The organism is Spirillospora sp. NPDC049652 (assembly GCF_040675125.1).
Lineage (GTDB): Bacteria > Actinomycetota > Actinomycetes > Streptosporangiales > Streptosporangiaceae > Spirillospora.
In genome coordinates this window covers 1-16,841 of record NZ_JBFAOF010000063.1, presented here as the reverse complement: position 1 = coordinate 16,841, position 16,841 = coordinate 1, and the positions used below count along the sequence as shown (strand labels likewise).

13 protein-coding genes and 1 pseudogene are annotated in these 16,841 nt (G+C 72.9%); 6 read left to right on the top strand and 8 right to left on the bottom strand.

Annotated features, from left to right (window positions below):
• The 3 genes and pseudogenes from AB0J52_RS07260 to tkt form a co-directional block, all read right to left on the bottom strand.
• Positions 1 to 238: pseudogene (locus AB0J52_RS07260) on the bottom strand (glucose-6-phosphate isomerase); the annotation flags it as partial.
• Positions 235 to 1,350: a transaldolase gene (gene tal, locus AB0J52_RS07255; RefSeq protein ID WP_500180684.1), complete on the bottom strand. Its 1,116-nt coding sequence runs from the start codon at positions 1,348 to 1,350 to the stop codon at positions 235 to 237. The gene tal and the pseudogene AB0J52_RS07260, both read right to left, overlap by 4 nt.
• 18 nt (positions 1,351 to 1,368) lie before the next feature.
• On the bottom strand, positions 1,369 to 3,495 hold the full coding sequence (gene tkt, locus AB0J52_RS07250; RefSeq protein WP_500180683.1) for a transketolase: 2,127 nt from the start codon (positions 3,493 to 3,495) through the stop codon (positions 1,369 to 1,371).
• Positions 3,496 to 4,147: 652 nt separating this feature from the next.
• Between tkt and AB0J52_RS07245 the strand changes: the two genes are divergently transcribed.
• From AB0J52_RS07245 to AB0J52_RS07235, 3 genes are all read left to right on the top strand, one after another.
• Complete coding sequence (locus AB0J52_RS07245) at positions 4,148 to 5,137, top strand: heme o synthase (RefSeq protein WP_500180682.1); 990 nt, start codon at positions 4,148 to 4,150, stop codon at positions 5,135 to 5,137.
• A gap of 103 nt (positions 5,138 to 5,240) precedes the next feature.
• Positions 5,241 to 6,452 carry a PrsW family intramembrane metalloprotease gene (locus AB0J52_RS07240; protein WP_500180681.1) on the top strand — a complete coding sequence of 404 codons (1,212 nt, stop codon included), beginning with the start codon at positions 5,241 to 5,243 and terminating at the stop codon, positions 6,450 to 6,452.
• Between the two features lie 131 nt (positions 6,453 to 6,583).
• Complete coding sequence (locus tag AB0J52_RS07235; protein ID WP_500180680.1) at positions 6,584 to 7,612, top strand: COX15/CtaA family protein; 1,029 nt, start codon at positions 6,584 to 6,586, stop codon at positions 7,610 to 7,612.
• 123 nt (positions 7,613 to 7,735) lie between these two features.
• On the opposite strand, the gene polX is transcribed toward AB0J52_RS07235, so the two are convergent.
• The 5 genes from polX to AB0J52_RS07210 all read right to left on the bottom strand — a co-directional run bounded on the left by polX (position 7,736) and on the right by AB0J52_RS07210 (position 13,193).
• A complete protein-coding gene (gene polX / locus AB0J52_RS07230) occupies positions 7,736 to 9,457 on the bottom strand; it encodes a DNA polymerase/3'-5' exonuclease PolX (RefSeq protein ID WP_500180679.1) in 1,722 nt (573 codons plus the stop codon).
• Positions 9,458 to 9,510: 53 nt separating this feature from the next.
• The gene (gene prcB / locus AB0J52_RS07225) at positions 9,511 to 10,350 is read right to left on the bottom strand and encodes a proteasome subunit beta (protein WP_500180678.1); all 840 of its coding nucleotides are present in this window, start codon (positions 10,348 to 10,350) and stop codon (positions 9,511 to 9,513) included.
• 179 nt (positions 10,351 to 10,529) lie between these two features.
• Positions 10,530 to 11,465 carry an EamA family transporter gene (locus AB0J52_RS07220; RefSeq protein ID WP_500180677.1) on the bottom strand — a complete coding sequence of 312 codons (936 nt, stop codon included), beginning with the start codon at positions 11,463 to 11,465 and terminating at the stop codon, positions 10,530 to 10,532.
• Between the two features lie 4 nt (positions 11,466 to 11,469).
• Positions 11,470 to 12,186, bottom strand: coding sequence for an ABC transporter permease (locus AB0J52_RS07215; RefSeq protein ID WP_500180685.1), 717 nt, complete (start codon positions 12,184 to 12,186; stop codon positions 11,470 to 11,472).
• 59 nt (positions 12,187 to 12,245) lie between these two features.
• Entirely contained in the window at positions 12,246 to 13,193 is a 948-nt protein-coding gene (locus AB0J52_RS07210; protein WP_500180676.1) for an ABC transporter ATP-binding protein, read from the bottom strand.
• Between the two features lie 259 nt (positions 13,194 to 13,452).
• Between AB0J52_RS07210 and AB0J52_RS07205 the strand changes: the two genes are divergently transcribed.
• The 3 genes from AB0J52_RS07205 to AB0J52_RS07195 form a co-directional block, all read left to right on the top strand.
• The gene (locus tag AB0J52_RS07205; protein ID WP_500180675.1) at positions 13,453 to 14,394 is read left to right on the top strand and encodes a F0F1 ATP synthase subunit gamma; all 942 of its coding nucleotides are present in this window, start codon (positions 13,453 to 13,455) and stop codon (positions 14,392 to 14,394) included.
• 147 nt (positions 14,395 to 14,541) lie between these two features.
• Positions 14,542 to 14,850, top strand: a complete 309-nt coding sequence (locus AB0J52_RS07200; RefSeq protein ID WP_500180674.1) for a DUF3040 domain-containing protein — start codon at positions 14,542 to 14,544, stop codon at positions 14,848 to 14,850.
• 526 nt (positions 14,851 to 15,376) lie between these two features.
• On the top strand, positions 15,377 to 16,841 hold a 1,465-nt coding region (locus tag AB0J52_RS07195), incomplete at its 3' end, for an amino acid permease (RefSeq protein ID WP_500180673.1).

Below are 16,841 nucleotides of genomic sequence, written 5' to 3'. Positions count from 1 at the left end.
CCCGGACCCGCCCGGCCAGCCGGCCGAGCAGGTCGCGGGAGGATTCCGGGAGCCGGAGCCAGCCCAGCCGCCGCGCCGCCTCGGGCGCGGCGTCCGGACCCCACAGCCGGCCACTGCGCTGCGCCAGCGCGCCGGGAACGCCGTCGGTGACGAGCCGGTCCAGCACGGACTCGGCCTCGTCCACCAGCGGACCCCGGATGGTGACCGAGACCCCCGCTGCGGTCACCACCGAGGTCACGCCTTGGCCGCCTTGTCCTTCAGCTCCGCGGTGATGGTGTCGAGCAGTTCCTTCCAGGACACCTCGAACTTCTCGACGCCCTCGTCCTCCAGCACCTTCACGACGTCGTCGTAGTCGACGCCGACGTCCTTCAGGCCCTGCATGACGGCGCGCGCCTCGTCGTACTTGGTGGTGACCGTGTCGCCCGCCGGGTCGCCCTTCTCGGCCTCGGCCTCCAGCGTCGCCTCGGGCATCGTGTTCACGACGCCGTCCGCGATCAGGCCGTCCACGTACAGGGTCGGCGACAGGTTCGGGTCCTTCACGCCGGTGGACGCCCACAGCGGGCGCTGCGGACGCGCGCCCGCGTCGCGCAGCTTCGCCCAGCGGTCGGTGCCGAACTTCTCCTCGAACAGCGCGTACGCCAGCCGAGCGTTCGCCAGCCCGGCCTGGGACCGCAGCTTCTTTGCCGCGTCCGAGCCGATCTTGTCCAGCCGCTTGTCGATCTCGGTGTCCACCCGGGACACGAAGAACGACGCCACCGACTCGATCTTGGCCAGGTCGTGCCCGTTGGCGCGGGCCTGCTCCAGCCCGGCGAAGTAGGCGTCGATGACCTTGCCGTACCGCTCCAGGGAGAAGATCAGCGTCACGTTCACGCTGATGCCCTCGGCCAGCGTCGCGGTGATCGCGGGCAGGCCCTCCTCGGTCGCCGGGATCTTGATGAACAGGTTCGGCCGGTCGACCATCCACCACAGCGCGCGCGCCTCGGCGACGGTCCGCTCGCTCTCGCGGGCGAGCCGCGGGTCCACCTCGATCGACACCCGGCCGTCCACGCCCTCGGTGCGGTCGTAGACCGGGCGCAGCACGTCGGCGGCCCAGCGGATGTCGTAGGTGGTGATCGCGCGGGCCGCCTCCTCGACGTCCACGCCGCGCACCGTGAGGTCGCGGACCTGGCCGTCGTAGGCGTCGCCCTTGCTCAGCGCCTTGGCGAAGATCGTGGGGTTGGAGGTGACCCCCACCACGCTCTTCTCCTTGACCAGCTGCTCGAGGTTGCCGCTGCGCAGCCGCTCGCGGCTGATGTCGTCCAGCCAGATCGACACGCCCAGACCGGAGAGCTTCTTCAGTGTGTCGCTCATCGCTCGCTTCCTCTCGCCTCAGTTACCGGTGGTGCTGCCGCGGCCCGCGCCGGGGGAGCCGGCCTTGATGAGGCTGGCCCGCGCCGCCGCCGCGACCTTCTCGGCGGTGAAGCCGAACTGCTCGAACAGCGTCTCGTAGTCGGCGGACGCGCCGAAGTGCTCCAGGCTCACGATCTCGCCGGCGTCGCCGACGTAGCCGCGCCAGCCGAGCCCGACGCCCGCCTCGACGGCGACGCGGGCCCGCACGCCGGCGGGCAGCACCTGCTGCTTGTAGGAGTCGTCCTGCTCCTCGAACCACTCGACCGACGGCATCGACACCACGCGGGTCGGGGTGCCCTCGGCCTGCAGCGCCTCGCGGGCGGCCACGGCGATCTGCACCTCCGAGCCGGTCGCGATGATGATCACCTCGGGCCGGCCGCCGTCGGCGTCGGCGAGCACGTAGCCGCCGCGGGCGACGCCCTCGGCCGACCCCATGTCGCCGGACCGGTCGAAGGTCGGCAGCTTCTGCCGGGACAGCACCAGGCCCGCCGGGCGGTCGGTGTGCTCCAGGATCGTCCGCCACGCGACGGCGGTCTCGTTGGCGTCGGCCGGGCGGACGACGTCCAGCCCCGGGATCGCGCGCAGCGCCCACAGGTGCTCGACCGGCTGGTGCGTCGGGCCGTCCTCGCCGAGGCCGATGGAGTCGTGCGTCCAGACGTAGGTGACCGGCAGCTTCATCAGCGCCGCGAGCCGCACGGCCGGGCGCATGTAGTCGCTGAACACCAGGAACGTGCCGCCGTAGGGACGGGTGCCGCCGTGCAGGGCGATGCCGTTCAGGATCGAGCCCATGCCGTGCTCGCGGATGCCGAAGTGCAGCGTCCTGCCGTACGGGCCGCCCGGGAACTCCTTGGTCTGGAACTCCTCGGGGATGAAGGACGGCTCGCCCTTCATCGTGGTGTTGTTGGACTCGGCCAGGTCGGCCGAGCCGCCCCACAGCTCCGGCAGCACCGGGGCCAGGGCGTTCAGCACCTCGCCGGACGCGGCGCGGGTGGCCAGGGCCTTGCCCGCCGGGAAGGACGGGACGGCGTCCTTCCAGCCGCCCGGCAGCTCCCGGCGCGAGATCCGGTCGTAGAGGGCGGCCTGGTCGGCGTTGGCCTTGCGCCAGGCCTCGTAGCGCCGGTCCCACTCGGCGTGGGCCTTGCGGCCGCGCTCGACGACGCCGCGCGCGTGCTCCAGGACCTCCGGGTCGACGTCGAACGTGCGCTCGGGGTCCATCCCGAGGATCTTCTTGGTGGCGGCGACCTCGTCCGCGCCGAGCGCGGAGCCGTGGATCTTGCCGGTGTTCTTCTTGTTCGGCGCCGGCCAGCCGATGATCGTGCGCAGCGAGATCAGCGTCGGCCGGGTCGTCTCGAGCTCGGCGGCGCGCATCGCCTCGGCGAGCGCCGCCACGTTCTCGTGGTACTCGCCGTCGGCCGCCCAGTCGACGGTCCGCACGTCCCAGCCGTAGGCGGCGTAGCGGGCCTTGACGTCCTCCGACTTGGCGATCGCGGTGTCGTCCTCGATCGAGATCCGGTTGTCGTCGTAGATCATGACCAGGTTGCCCAGGCGCTGGTGCGCCGCGATCGCGCTGGCCTCGTGGCTGATGCCCTCCTCGATGTCGCCGTCGGAGGCGATCACCCACACGCGGTGGTCGAAGGGGGACTCGCCGGCGGCGGTGTCGGGGTCGAACAGGCCGCGCTCGCGGCGGGCCGCCATCGCCATGCCGACCGCGTTGCCGATGCCCTGGCCGAGCGGGCCGGTGGTGGTCTCCACCCCGGCGGTGTGGCCGTGCTCGGGGTGGCCCGGCGTGAGGCTGCCCCACTTGCGCAGGTGCTTCAGGTCGTCCAGGGTCAGCGGGTAGCCCGACAGGTAGAGCTGGATGTACAGGGTCAGGCTGGAATGCCCGCAGGACAGGACGAAGCGGTCGCGACCCGCCCAGTCCGGGTCGGTCGGGTCGTGCCTCAGGAAACGCTGGAACAGAAGGTAGGCGGCGGGCGCCAGGCTCATGGCCGTCCCGGGGTGCCCGGAACCGGCTTCCTCGACCGCGTCCATCGCGAGGGCGCGGACCGTGTCCACCGCCCGCCGGTCCAGCTCGGACCACTCAAACGTGCTGTTGTCCCCACTCACGGAACGCCAGGCTCCTCTCGAACCACATATATAGCGATGTCTGTCACACGGAGGCGGAGGTCCTTCTGTCGCGTACGTCGCAACATGACGCGCACCGCGCGTGTTCCCCTGCGGGCCCACGGGACGATGGACGATCCGTGTCACGGGCGCTCCGGCGAGATCGCTCCGGCCCTGCCTCCGAGCCTATCCAACCTCCGCGCCGGCTCCCGTGACGTCGTCCGGCCCAAGGCCCCGGCCTTCCGGGCGGACCGTCCGGTCCGTCCTCCCGGGAGGGACCCTCCGATCCGTCCTCCCCGGGAGCCTGCCCGATCGTTTCGCGGCATAACCCCTCGCGCGGCGGAACCGGGACGGATCCTCCGGCCGGGCCCTCCTGGCCGGGCCGCCCGGGGGGCCGCCGCGACGTCGCAGGTGGGGCGGGGGCCGGGCCGGGCGGGCGGCGCGTCCGGTGCCCCGGTGCGTGAACCCCGGAGGGGGCGGACTACAGTGGTCCCGCGGTTGAGAGCGATCGGTACGACGTCGAAGACGACCGCGACAGCAGTAGTCCGGACCGGGGCACCCGTCCCGGGACGGCCCGAAGGATCGCGGGGGCACCGCTTGGTGACGCGATTTGGCGGACGCGAATTCCCTTGCCTAGTTGGACGTGGACCCGATTGTGACGGTGCTCAGTAACAAGCTCGGGGTCGAGCAGCTGGACGACCAGATGCCGGGGGCGGCATCGGTGTCGGCCCCTCCGGCGGCGGCCCCGGCCGAGAGGCGGACGCTCGGCGCGAGCGTCCGCGCCTACGTGGCGCTCACCAAGCCCCGCGTGATCGAGCTGCTCCTGATCACGACCATCCCGGTGATGTTCCTGGCCGCGGACGGCGTGCCCGCGCTCGGCCGGGTGCTGCTCACCTTCGCCTTCGGCTGGATGTCGGCGGGCGCGGCGAACGCGATCAACTGCTACATCGACCGCGACATCGACGCCAAGATGCGCCGCACCCGGCGCCGTCCGCTGGCCCGCGCGCAGGTCCTGCCGGGCCGGGCGCTCGCCTTCGGGATCGCCCTCGCGGTGGTCTCCACCGTCGGGTTCGCGCTCGCGGTGAACGTGCTGTCGGCCGCGATGTCGCTGTTCGCGATCCTGTTCTACGTCTTCGTGTACTCGCTGCTGCTGAAGCGGCGCACCTCCCAGAACATCATCTGGGGCGGCATCGCGGGCTGCATGCCCGTGCTGATCGGCTGGTCGGCCGTCCGCGGCTCCGTCGACTGGACCCCGTTCATCCTGTTCGGCGTGGTGTTCCTGTGGACGCCGCCGCACACCTGGACGCTGGCGATGCGCTACAAGGAGGACTACGCCGTCGCCAAGGTCCCGATGCTGCCGGTCGTCGCGTCCGAGAAGCGGGTCCTCGGCGAGAGCCTCGCCTACACCTGGGCGACCGTCGCGTGCTCGCTGCTGCTCTGGCCGGTCGCCGGGATGACCCCGGTGTACGGGACCGTCGCGATCGTCCTTGGCCTGGTCTTCCTCGCCGAGGGGCACCGGCTAGTGAAGGACGTCCTGCGGGGCGTCACGGGCGTGCACCTGCGCCCCATGCGCTTCTTCCACCTCTCCAACGTCTACCTGGCGCTGCTGTTCACCGCCGTCGCCGTGGACCCGCTCCTGCACTGACCGCGCCGCGCGCGGGCCCGGACGCCGCCAGGCGCGACGGCATCGCCGCAGGTCGGCCGGGGTCGCGTCGCCGTGCCGCCCGTTGGACCGTTACGCTCCCGCTATGGCGCGCATCGACCCGAAGGCGGTCCTCGAAGGGCGGATGCCGGGGCGTCCCCCCGTGGCCCTGGTGATGGGACTCACCGCCTCGTCGCTGTGCGCGCTCATCGCGCTCGGCATCGACGCCCTCTACGGCGGCGCGGGGTTCTGGGTCGGGATGATCCTCGCGATCCTCCCCATCCCCCTGCTGATCGCGCTGGTCCTCACGCTCGACCGGATGGAGCCCGAGCCGCCCCGGGCCCTGGTGTTCTCGTTCATGTGGGGCGCCGGCGTCGCCGTCCTCGGCGCGCTCGTGCTGAACACCCTCGGCCTGCTCTACGTGACCGTCCCGATCTTCGGCGAGGTCAAGGGGCACTTCATCAGCGCCGTCTTCGGCGCCCCGGTGATCGAGGAGTCGCTGAAGGGCGCGGTCCTGTTCGGCCTGCTCTGGTGGCGGCGCAACGAGATCGACGGCTTCGCGGACGGGATCATGTACGCCTGCATGGTCGGCCTCGGCTTCGCCATGATGGAGAACGTCACCTACTACATGCGCGCGTTCGACCTCGGCGGCACCAAGCAGCTGCAGACCGTCTTCATACTGCGCGGCATCGTCGCGCCGCTGAGCCACCCGCTGTTCACGTCCATGACCGGCATCGGCGTCGCCTGGGCCGCCACCCACCGGCGCGGCCGCGCCGTCGCGCCCGTCCTCGGCCTGCTCGGGGCCATGCTGCTGCACGGCCTGTGGAACGGCGCCGCCGCCATGGGCCTCGGCGGCCTCGGCTCGGTCTACGTCCTGGACGCGGTCGTCCTCGCGGCGCTGCTGGCGGTCGTGCTGGTCGAACGGCGCAACACCGTCAAGCGGATCGAGCACGTCCTGCCGCTGTACCAGCCGACCGGCCTGGTCACCCCCGCCGACATCGGGATGCTGCGCTCGATCCCGGCCCGCCGCGCCGCGCGCCGCTGGGCCCGCGCGCTCGGCGGGCGCGGCGCGGCCAAGGCCATGGAGGACTACCAGCTCGCCGCGACCGAGCTCGCCCTCCTGCACAAGCGCGCCGAGCGCGGCGTCGCCGAGCCGCACTGGTTCGAGGGCCGCCGCGACTCCCTGCTGGACCTCATGGGCCTGGCCCGGCAGGCGTTCCTGCGCACCGCGCCGCCCGGCCGCCGGCAGGGCCCGCCTTGGGCCGATCCGGGACCGTCCGGGTTCGTCCCGCCGCCTTCCCAGGGGCCCTACGACTGACCGGCCCGACCGCCCGTCCCGGCCGCGTTCTCGGGGCCGCCCAGCGGCTCGCAGGGACGCCGCAGGAGGGGCGACACGCCCATACGCCTTGGATGGGGGCCGGGTCAAGGCTTCCGGGGCCCGGCCATACGATGAAGCACGTGGCCGAACGATCCGAGACCGCTGCTGACCCCCGCCCGTCGCGCAATCCGCTGACCCGGGTGACCGACTCCTTCTGGAATCCCACCCCGGCGTCGCTGCGCCTGCTGGCGCTGCTCGGCGTCATCGGCAACGCGGTGATCGTCGCGACCGGCGGCGCGGTCCGGGTGACCAAGTCCGGCCTCGGCTGCCCCGACTGGCCCCGGTGCTCCGGCGACAGCCTCGTCCCCACGCACAACCCGGCGCACTCGGCCGCCAACATGGCGATCGAGTTCGGCAACCGGATGATCACCTTCGTGGTGCTGGCGATCGGCGTGCTGGTCTTCGTCGCCGCGCTGCGGCTGCGCCCGCGCCGCCGCGACCTGGTCCGCTGGGCGTTCGCCCAGCCCATGAGCGTGGTCGCGCAGGCCGTCATCGGCGGCATCGTGGTGCTGACCAAGCTGCACCCGGCGGCGGTCGCGCTGCACTTCCTGATCTCCCCGGCCATGCTGGTGTTCTGCGTGGCCCTGTACGAGCGCGCGGGCGAGGGCGACGCGGCCCCCCGGCGGGTCGTCGGGCCGCTGCTGCGCCGCCTGTCGGCGCTGCTGGCGGCGGCCGCCGCGGCGGTCCTGGTCGCCGGGACGATCGTCACCGGCACCGGCCCGCACGCCGGCGACGACAAGGCCCGCCGCTGGGGCTTCGAGATCGAGGACGTGACCCGCGTGCACAGCGGCCTCGCCTGGCTCACCGTCGCGCTGACCGTCCTGGCCCTGGTCGCGGCCGTCCGGACCGGCGCGCCCGCCGCCTACCGCCGCCGCGTGCTGGTCCTGGTCGGGCTGGAGCTGGCCCAGGGCGCGCTCGGCTACATCCAGTACTTCATGGGCGTCCCCGGCCCGCTGGTCGTGCTCCACATGCTCGGCTCGGTGCTGGTCTGGATCACCGCCCTGAGCATCCTGTTCGCGACCCGCGACCGAGGCCCCATGCCCGTGGCCGACACGGCGGCCCCCGCGCCGTCCTCCCGCACCGCCCCCCAGCCCGCCTGACCTCTCGGGCTTCCGCAACTCCACACGACGGCCGCAGGCCCCGTCCAGACGTCTGGACGGGGCCTGCGGCCGTGGTCGGGCGCCGTCAGCGTGGCCAGGTGCCAGAAGCGGGGTCGGGCGCCGTCAGCCCTTCTTGGCGAGGAACTCGCGGAGGCGGGGCAGGGGCCAGGTGTTGATCACGTCGTCGGGCGTGAGCCAGGCGCGCTGGGCGGTGCCGACCGAGTACCGGATGTTGCGCATGTCGCCGACCGAGTGCGCGTCGGTGTCGATCGCGAACCGCACGCCGAGCCGCAGCGCCCGGCGGGCCAGGTCGGCGGGCAGGTCCAGGCGGTCGGGGAACGAGTTGACCTCCATCGCCGTCCCGGTGCGGGCGGCGGCGCGGAAGACCTCGTCCCAGTCGGCGTCGACCGGGGCGCGGCGGCCGAGGGACCGGGCCGTGGGGTGGCCGATCACGTTGACGTGCGGGTTCTCGCACGCGGTGATCAGGCGGCGGGTCACCTCGTCGCGGCTCTGGGTGAAGTGCGAGTGGACGGACGCCACGCACACGTCGAAGCCGGCGAGGAAGTCGGCGTCCCAGTCGACCGAGCCGTCGGGGCCGATGTTCAGCTCGGTGCCGTGCAGGATCGCCAGCTGCGGGTACTCCTTCTGGAGCTCGCGGATGCGCTCGCGCTGGGCGAGCATCTTCTCGTCGGTCATCCGCTGCATGACCAGGTCGGGCGCGTGGTCGGTGACGGCGTAGTACTCCAGGCCGCGTTCGGCGGCGGCCGCGACCATCTCCTCCAGGGACGCCACGCCGTCGGTGAGGTCGGTGTGGGTGTGCAGGTCGCCGCGCAGGTCCTCCACCTGGACGAGGCGGGGGAGCTCGCCGGACCGCGCCGCCTCGATCTCGCCGGTGTCCTCGCGCAGGGGCGGCGGGATCCAGGGCAGCCCGAGCCGCCGGTACACCTCCTCCTCGGTCTCCGACACCACCAGCGCGCCCGACTCGACGTCGAACAGCCCGTACTCCGACAGCTTCAGCCCGGCCCGGACGGCGATCTCGCGGGTGCGGATGTTGTGGGCCTGCGAGCCGGTGAAGTACTGCAGCGCCGCGCCCCACGACTCCAGGGGGACGACCCGCAGGTCGATCTGGAGGCCGCGCGAGGTGCGCACCGAGGACTTCTTGTCGCCGCTGCCGATGATCTCGGTGACGAACGGCAGCGCCTTGAACGCCTCCATCACCGGGTGCGGGTCGTCCGCCGCGGCCAGCACGTCCACGTCGCCGATGGTCTCGCGCATGCGCCGCAGCGACCCGGTGTACCGGCACCGCTGGACGCCGGGAAGCTCGGAGAGGGCGGCCACGACGTCGTCGGCCAGCTGGGCGGCGACGTCGACCGGGGAGCGGTCGCGGGTCTGCCCGAGCAGCTCGATGCCGTGCCGCAGGTTCTCGGCCGACTTCGGGCCGAAGCCCTTGAGGCCCTTGAGCCGGTCTCCGGCGATCGCCTCGGACAGCTCGGCGACCGAGGAGACGCCCAGCTCGTCGTACAGCTGGTAGGCGCGCTTCGGGCCGAGCGACGGGATCTCGGTCAGCGCCCGCACCCCGGCGGGGATCTGCGCGCGCAGGTCCTCCACCTGCCGGATGGTGCCGGTCTCGTTGAAGTCGAGCAGCTTCTTGGCGATCGCCTCGCCGACCGTCGGGATCTTCCGCAGGCCGGGGAGGCCGAGCCCGGAGATGTCCTCCGGGAAGCCCTCGACCGCCCGGGCGGCCTTCTCGTAGGCCCGGATCTTGAAGGCGTCGCCGCCGGTGATGGACAGCAGGTCGGCGAGCTCCCGCAGCAGCTCGGCGGCCTCCTCGTTCGCGCGTGGCATACCGGCAGCCTACGAGGGACCCCCGACAGAACGCGGCCCCGGGCGCGCCGGGGTCAGCGCAGCGGGGCGTTCGGCCCGTCCGGCCGGGCGGCGCGCTCGCGCACCACGGCCTCGGCGATCTCCCCGGCGCGCTCGTCGGAGTAGGCGCGGAAGCCGTCGGCGGTGACCACGGCCAGCGACGGGTAGATGCGGCGGGCCAGGTCGGGACCGCCCGTCGCCGAGTCGTCGTCGGCGGCGTCGTAGAGGGCCTGGACGGCGACCTGGGCGGCCTCGTCCTCGGTCAGGTCGTCCCGGTAGAGCTTCTTCAGCGCGCCCGAGGCGTACGGCGAGCCGGAGCCGTCCGCGTGGTACCGGCGGACCTCGGTGGGCGCGCCGGTGATGTCGTAGGAGTAGATGCGGCCGACGCCGTCGGCGAGGTCCCAGCCGGCGAGCAGCGGCACGACCGCGAGGCCCTGCAGCGCTCCGGCCAGGTTCGCCTGGACGACCGCGCCGAGCCGCCGCGCCTTGCCCGGCAGCGACAGCGGGACGGTCTCCATCTTCTCGTAGTGCTCCAGCTCGACCTGGAACAGCCGGACCATGTCCATCGCCAGGCCGACCGTCCCGGCGAACGCGACCGCCGAGTGGTCGTCGCCGCGCTGGACCTTGTTCAGCCCGCGGTAGGCGATCTGGTGGCCCTGCGTGGCGCGCCGGTCGCCCGCCATCAGCACCCCGCCGGGGAAGGTCAGCGCGAGCACCGTGGTGCCGTGCGGCAGCTCCAGCGGCCGGGCGGCCTCGGGCGACCGGTTCACCGGGAGCAGCTCGGGCGAGTGCAGCCGCAGGAAGTCCACGAACGACGCCTGGCCGGCCTCGAAGTACTCGGGCGGCAGCCCCTGCTCGTCGTTCAGGCCGGTCACGGCGGCTCCTCTCAAGCTCTGGTCGGGACGCCGGGTCCGTCCCGAGATCGATCCTCGCACGCTACCCCCCCACCCGCCACATCACGCGCCCACAGGCGGCGGCCAAGCCCTGTCTCGAAGGCACGGTCACGTAGCGAGCCCTAGGCGAGCGAAATGGGCCGAGACTTTGTAAAACGCCGTTAGGGCTGCGGGGTCTCGGGTGGGGGCTTCTCGCCGAGGGTGGCGCCCGCGCAGGCGGCCATCACGCAGACGATCGCGAGCCACTGCAGGCCCGACAGGACCTCGCCGAGGAGGACGACGCCGACCAGCGCGGCCACGGCGGGCTCCAGGCTCATCAGGATGCCGAACACGCGGGCCGGCATGCGGCGCAGCGCCTCCAGCTCCAGCGAGTAGGGGATCACCGAGGACATCAGCCCGACGCCGAGGCCGAGCAGCAGGAGCCGCGGGTCGAGGAGCCGGGTGCCGCCGGTGGCGATGCCGACCGGCAGGATCGCGGCGGTCGCGACGATGCTGGCGACGGCGAGGCCGGTGGAGCCGGAGAAGCGGCGGCCGGTGGCGGCGCTGAGCAGGATGTAGAGCGCCCAGCCGACGCCCGCGAGCAGCGCGAAGCCGATGCCCACCAGGTCGGTGGCGCTGCCGCTGCCGCGGGCCAGCAGCAGCACGCCGGCGGCCGCGAGGGCCGTCCACAGCAGGTCGCGCGGACGGCGGGACGCGAACACCGCGACCGCGAGCGGCCCGAGGAACTCGATGGTGACCGCGACGCCCAGCGGGATCCGGGAGAACGACTGGTAGATCGCGAAGTTCATCAGCCCGAGCGTCAGGCCGAAGCCCGCCGCGATCGCCAGGCTGCGCCGCGAGTGGTCGCGCAGGAGCGTCCGCAGCGCCCGGCGCGCCACGAACGCGAGGACGACCGCGGAGGTGACCAGCCGCAGGAGCACGAGGGCGGCGGGCGGCAGCTGGCCGAACAGGTGCTTGGCGATGCCCGCTCCGACCTGCAGCGACAGGATGCCGAGCAGGATCAGCGCGGGCGGCGGGACGGCTCCGAGCGAGAACCGGGCGGCGCGGCTCGCGCCACCCGCCGGAAGGGCCGAACCGGGGGCTTCGGCGAGGGCCAAGGGACTACTCCCAGCGGAAGAATCGGGCGGCGAGGACGAGACCGGCGACGGCCCACACCGCGAGGACGAGCAGGGGCTTGCCGGGCAGCGCCGCGCCGTGCTGCAGGACCTGCCGCAGCCCGTCGGCGAGCGCGGAGACCGGCAGCAGCTCCAGGGCGGCGCGCACGCCGTCCGGGAACTTGGTCAGCGGGAACACCACGCCGCCGACCGCCAGCAGCAGGATGTAGACCAGGTTCGCGGCGGCGAGGGTCGCCTCGGCGCGCAGCGTCCCGGCCATGAGCAGCCCGAAACCGCTGAACGCGGCGGTGCCGAGCAGCAGCAGGGCGGCCGCGGAGAACGGGTCGCCGTGCGGGTGCCAGCCGAGCGCGAGCGCGACCGCGCCGATCACCACGGCCTGCAGGACCTCCACCAGGACGACGGTGAGGGTCTTGGCGGCGATCAGCCCGGCCCGGGGCAGCGGCGTCGCGCCGAGCCGCTTGAGCACGCCGTAGCGGCGCTCGAAGCCGGTGCCGATGGCCTGTCCGGTGAACGCGGTGGACATGACCGCGAGCGCCAGGATGCCGGGGGCGAGGAAGTCGACCCGCCGGCCCGGCCCGACGTCGAGCAGGGAGGTCGCGGAGAACAGCGTCAGCAGCACGACCGGGATGATCAGCGTCAGCAGCAGCTGCTCGCCGTTGCGCAGCAGCGCGCGCAGCTCGTAGCCGGTCTGCGCGGCGATCATCCGGGGCAGCGGGACGGCGCCCGGCGCGGGCGTCAGGTCGAGCCGTTCGGCGGTGGTGGTCACGAGCGCAGCTCCCGTCCGGTCAGCTCCAGGAAGACGTCCTCCAGGGTGCGGCGCTCGATCCGCAGGTCCTCGGTGAGGACGCCGTGCGAGGCGCACCAGGCGGTCACGGTCGCGAGCAGCTCGGGCCGGACGTCGCCCTCGACGAGGTAGTGCCCGGCGGGCGACTCCTTGGCCGCGCTGCCCGGCGGGAGCGCCGCGACCAGCTCGTCCAGGCCGAGGCCGGGCCGGGCGCGGAAGCGCAGCTGCCGCTCGGCCCCGGTCAGCGCGCCGGGGGAGCCCTGCGCGACGACCCGGCCGTGGTCGACGATCACCACGTGGTCGGCGAGCCGCTCGGCCTCCTCCATGTAGTGCGTGGTCAGCACCACCGAGACGCCCGCGTCGCGCAGCTCGGCGACCAGGTCCCAGGTCGCGTGCCGGGCCTGCGGGTCGAGGCCGGTGGTCGGCTCGTCCAGGAACACCAGCTCGGGACGGCCGACGACGGCGAGGGCCAGCGACAGCCGCTGCTGCTGGCCGCCCGACAGGCGCCGGTACGGGGTGCGCGCGTGCTCGGTCAGGCCGAGCCGCTCCAGCAGGGCGGCCGGGTCGAGCGGACGGCGGTGGAAGGCGGCGACGAGCTTCAGGAACTCGCCGGCCTTCGCGGTGCCGGGGACCCCGCCGGACTGCGGCATCACGCCGACGCGCGGCTTGAGCGCGCGGGCGTCCGCGACGGGGTCGAGGCCGAGCACCCGGACGGTGCCCGCGTCGGCCCGCCGGAAGCCCTCGCAGATCTCGATCGTGGTGGTCTTGCCCGCCCCGTTCGGGCCGAGCAGCGCGGTGACCTCGCCGCGCGCGGCCCCGAAGGACAGCCCGTCCACCGCGGTCTTCGCGCCGTACCGCTTGACCAGCCCGTCGAGCCGGAGCGCGCTGCCGGACGTGCGGGTCTCGTCTCCGGGGGGTGCTGCCATGCCCCCGAGTTTATGACCGGCTCCCCGGCGTTACGGCCCGGGGACGCCCGCGCCGCGCCGTGACGGTCGCCACGTCCGTTCCGCGCCGCCGCGCGGCCGGTCCGGGCGGTTCGTGGCCGGCCTTGCGTGACCGCCGCCACCTCCGCGGTGCGGGGCGTGTGACCTACGACGCTCATGGGGGAAAGTCCCGACAAAGCTTCGGTGATGGGACGGGTCCGAGGGCACGGCCCGGGGCGGGGCCGGTGGCACGGTGAGCCCCATGGCCGCTCAGCTGCGCGCACTGCGCAACCGCATCCGCTCGGTGAAGTCCACGGCGAAGATCACCCGGGCGCAGGAACTGATAGCCGCCGCCCGGATCTCGCAGGCGCAGCAGCGGCTCGCCCAGTCCAAGCCGTACGCGCGGCAGGTGACCCGGGCGGTGGAGTCCCTGATCAGCCACCACGTCCAGATGGACCACGCGCTGCTGAACGAGGACCCCGACACCTCGCGGGTGGCGCTGCTGATCGTGACCAGCGACCGGGGGTTCTGCGGCGCGTTCAACAACAACGCGATCAAGCAGGGCGAGGCGCTGATGGCGAACCTGCGGGAGAAGGGCAGCGAGCCGGTCCTGTACGTCACCGGCCAGCGGGGCATCGACCACTTCCGGTTCCAGGGGGTGCCGGTCGAGCGCGCCTGGCACGGCGACTCCGGACGGCCCGACTTCGCGACGACCGCCGAGATCGGGCAGACGCTGCTGGAGGCGTTCGACCGCCCGACGGCCGAGGGCGGCGTCGGCGGGGTGCACATCGTCTACACCGAGTTCGTGTCGATGCTGACCCAGCGGCTGACCGTCCGGCGGATCCTGCCGCTGGAGGTCGAGGACGTGCCCGAGGGCGAGGGGGACGCCGGGCGGGGCGGGGAGCGGAGCGGGGCGGCCGGGGGGGCCGAGTCGGTCTACGACTTCGAGCCGGACCCGGTCACGCTCCTGGACGGCCTGCTCCGGCAGTACGTGAACAGCCGCCTGTGGCACATGCTGCTGGAGTCGGCCGCGTCCGAGCACGCCGCCCGGCGGGCCGCGATGATGGCCGCCACCGACAACGCCAACGAGCTGATCGACAAGCTCACCCGGCAGGCGAACGAGGCCCGCCAGGAGGAGATCACCATGGAGCTCACGGAGATCGTGGCGGGCGCGGACGCGCTGGGCACCGCCCAGGACTCCTGACCCGCGCGGCCCGGACGCCGTGCGCGCCCCCGAGGGGCCGAGGCGGGCGTGAAGGTAAAGCCTGCCCCACGAACTGGACATTAAGCTCAAAACCGACTAAACCCATCCCTCACATCAGGGCGAACGCCGAACCGGGGGGACGGGCACATGGGGCTGACGGCGGGTGAGCACAAGACGCTGGCGGAGATCGCGCGACGGCTGACCGCCGACGATCCCGAGCTCGGCCGCCGCCTGTCGGCGTTCGGCGGCTACGAGACCAGCGTCCTCGGGCTGCCGTCCCGCTGGACGCTCGTCCCGGTCGCGCTCGTCGGCGCGCTGCTCGTCGGCGCGTTCGTGCTGATCTCGGTGCTGGGCGCGGGATCCGCGCGCCCCGCCGCGGGCGCGGAGGAGGAGGCCGCGGTGCCCTCCTGTATCGGGCATCCCGCCCAGGCCCTCGCCGGGAAGTGCCGCGGCTGACCCCCGCGAGACTTCTCCGAACCTTTTCTCGCGACGCCCCGGCCGATGACTTATCGGCCGGGGCGTTGTCTTTTTCCCTTTCAATTGTCGAGCAGTCTGTGGTCTCGGTCACCGCCGTCGCGCGGCGGCGCCGAAGACGAACTCTCCGGGTCGTCACGGCTGGCAAAGGAACCTCAAAGAACGGACCCCGAAACGTCGACGCCGGGAACGCGGAACCCCCGAAACTGCTGGCTGCAGGGGCCCCTGGACGCCTGAGCTGGCCAAGCGCCGGTAATGCGGCACCCTCGGCACGGTAAATGTGAAAAGCGCCCGAAGCCACTCGCATTTCGGGCGTACTACCGTCTTGATCGCTGGCGAGTTTTCGTCAACCCGCCCAAGGGTAATTCCCCGCATGCCGCATGATCGCTATGCGGCCGGGGCGGATCGGATCGGTCGAGGGGGGCACCGTAATATGAGCGAGCCTGCGACAAGGCCGGCCTGGGAGGCCGGCGAACTCGACAGAGCCGGGGAACCGCACCCCGGCCGCGTGCTCGGCGAGGCCGGCAAGCTCGGCCTCCCGCAGGCCACCGCCCTGGTCGTCGGCAACATCGTCGGAACCGGCATCTTCCTGCTGCCCGCCTCGCTGGCGGCGATCGGGACGATCAGCTTCCCCGTCATGATCGCCACCACGATCGGGGCCATCGCGCTGGCCCTGGTCTTCGGCCGGCTCGGCGCGCGGATCCCGGCGTCCGGCGGGCCCTACGCCTACGCGCGCAGCGCCTTCGGCGAGTTCATGGGGTTCTGGAGCGCCTGGTCGTTCTGGCTCACCGCCTGGGGCGGCAACGCGGGCATCGCGGTCGCCTGGGTGGGCTACGTCAACCACTTCCTGCACTGGGACAGCACCGCCGGGCAGATCGCGATCGGCCTCGTCGGCATCTGGATCCCCGCGCTGGTCAACCTGAGCGGCGTGAAGAACATCGGGCTCTTCCAGAGCGTCACGACCGTGCTGAAGTTCGTCCCGCTGATCTTCGTCGGCATCGTCGGGCTGTTCTTCATGAAGTCCGCCAACTTCGGCCCGTTCAACGCCGAGGGCGGCTCCATGTGGAACGCGATCTCGCTGTCCCTCGGCCTGATCCTGTTCATCTACTCCGGCATGGAGTCGGTGACCATCGTCGCCGAGCGGATCAGGAACCCCGAGCGCAACGTCGGCAAGGCCAGCGTCTACGGCGTCCTCGCCTGCGGCGCGATGTACCTGCTCGCCACCCTCGCCGTCTTCGGCAGCGTGCCGCACGACCAGCTGAAGAACTCCACCGCCCCGTTCGCCGACGCGCTGAACAACATGTTCGGCGGCTCCCTGTGGGGCAACGTGATGGCGGTCTGCGCGATCATCTCCGGCATCGGGGCGCTGAACGGCTGGACGATGCTGGTCGCCGAGATGCCCATGGCGGCCGCCCGGGACGGCATGTTCCCCAAGGCGTTCGGCCGGCTGTCCGGCCGCGAGGCCCCGGTCGTCGGCATCCTCGTCGGGACCGGCCTGACCACCCTGATGCTGCTGTTCGCCTACGCGTCCGAGAACACCTTCAACACGATCCTGCTCTTCGCGTCCTTCACCACCGCGATCCCGTACTTCTTCTCCGCCGCGGCCCAGCTGTTCTGGCTCGTCACCGGCGGCCGGACGGTCAACAAGGCGCGGATGGCCAAGGACATGACCGTGGCGATCATCGCGCTGGTCTTCTCCTTCGCCATCGTCTACAGCTCCGGTGAGCAGGCCGTCATGCTCGGCATCCTGGCGATGCTGATCGGTGTCGTCGTCTACATCTGGACCAAGGCCCGGCGCGGCGAGTACGGCCCGAGGGAGACGGCCGCGACGACCGTCCCGGCCGGCCCGCCCGGCCCGGGCCCAGGCTCCGGAGCCGGCCCTGCTCCCGGGCCCATCGGCGGCCCCGCCACCGGTCCCGCCGGCGGCCCCACCGCAGGGCCGTCCACCGGGCCCACCGCCGGGCCGCCCCCTC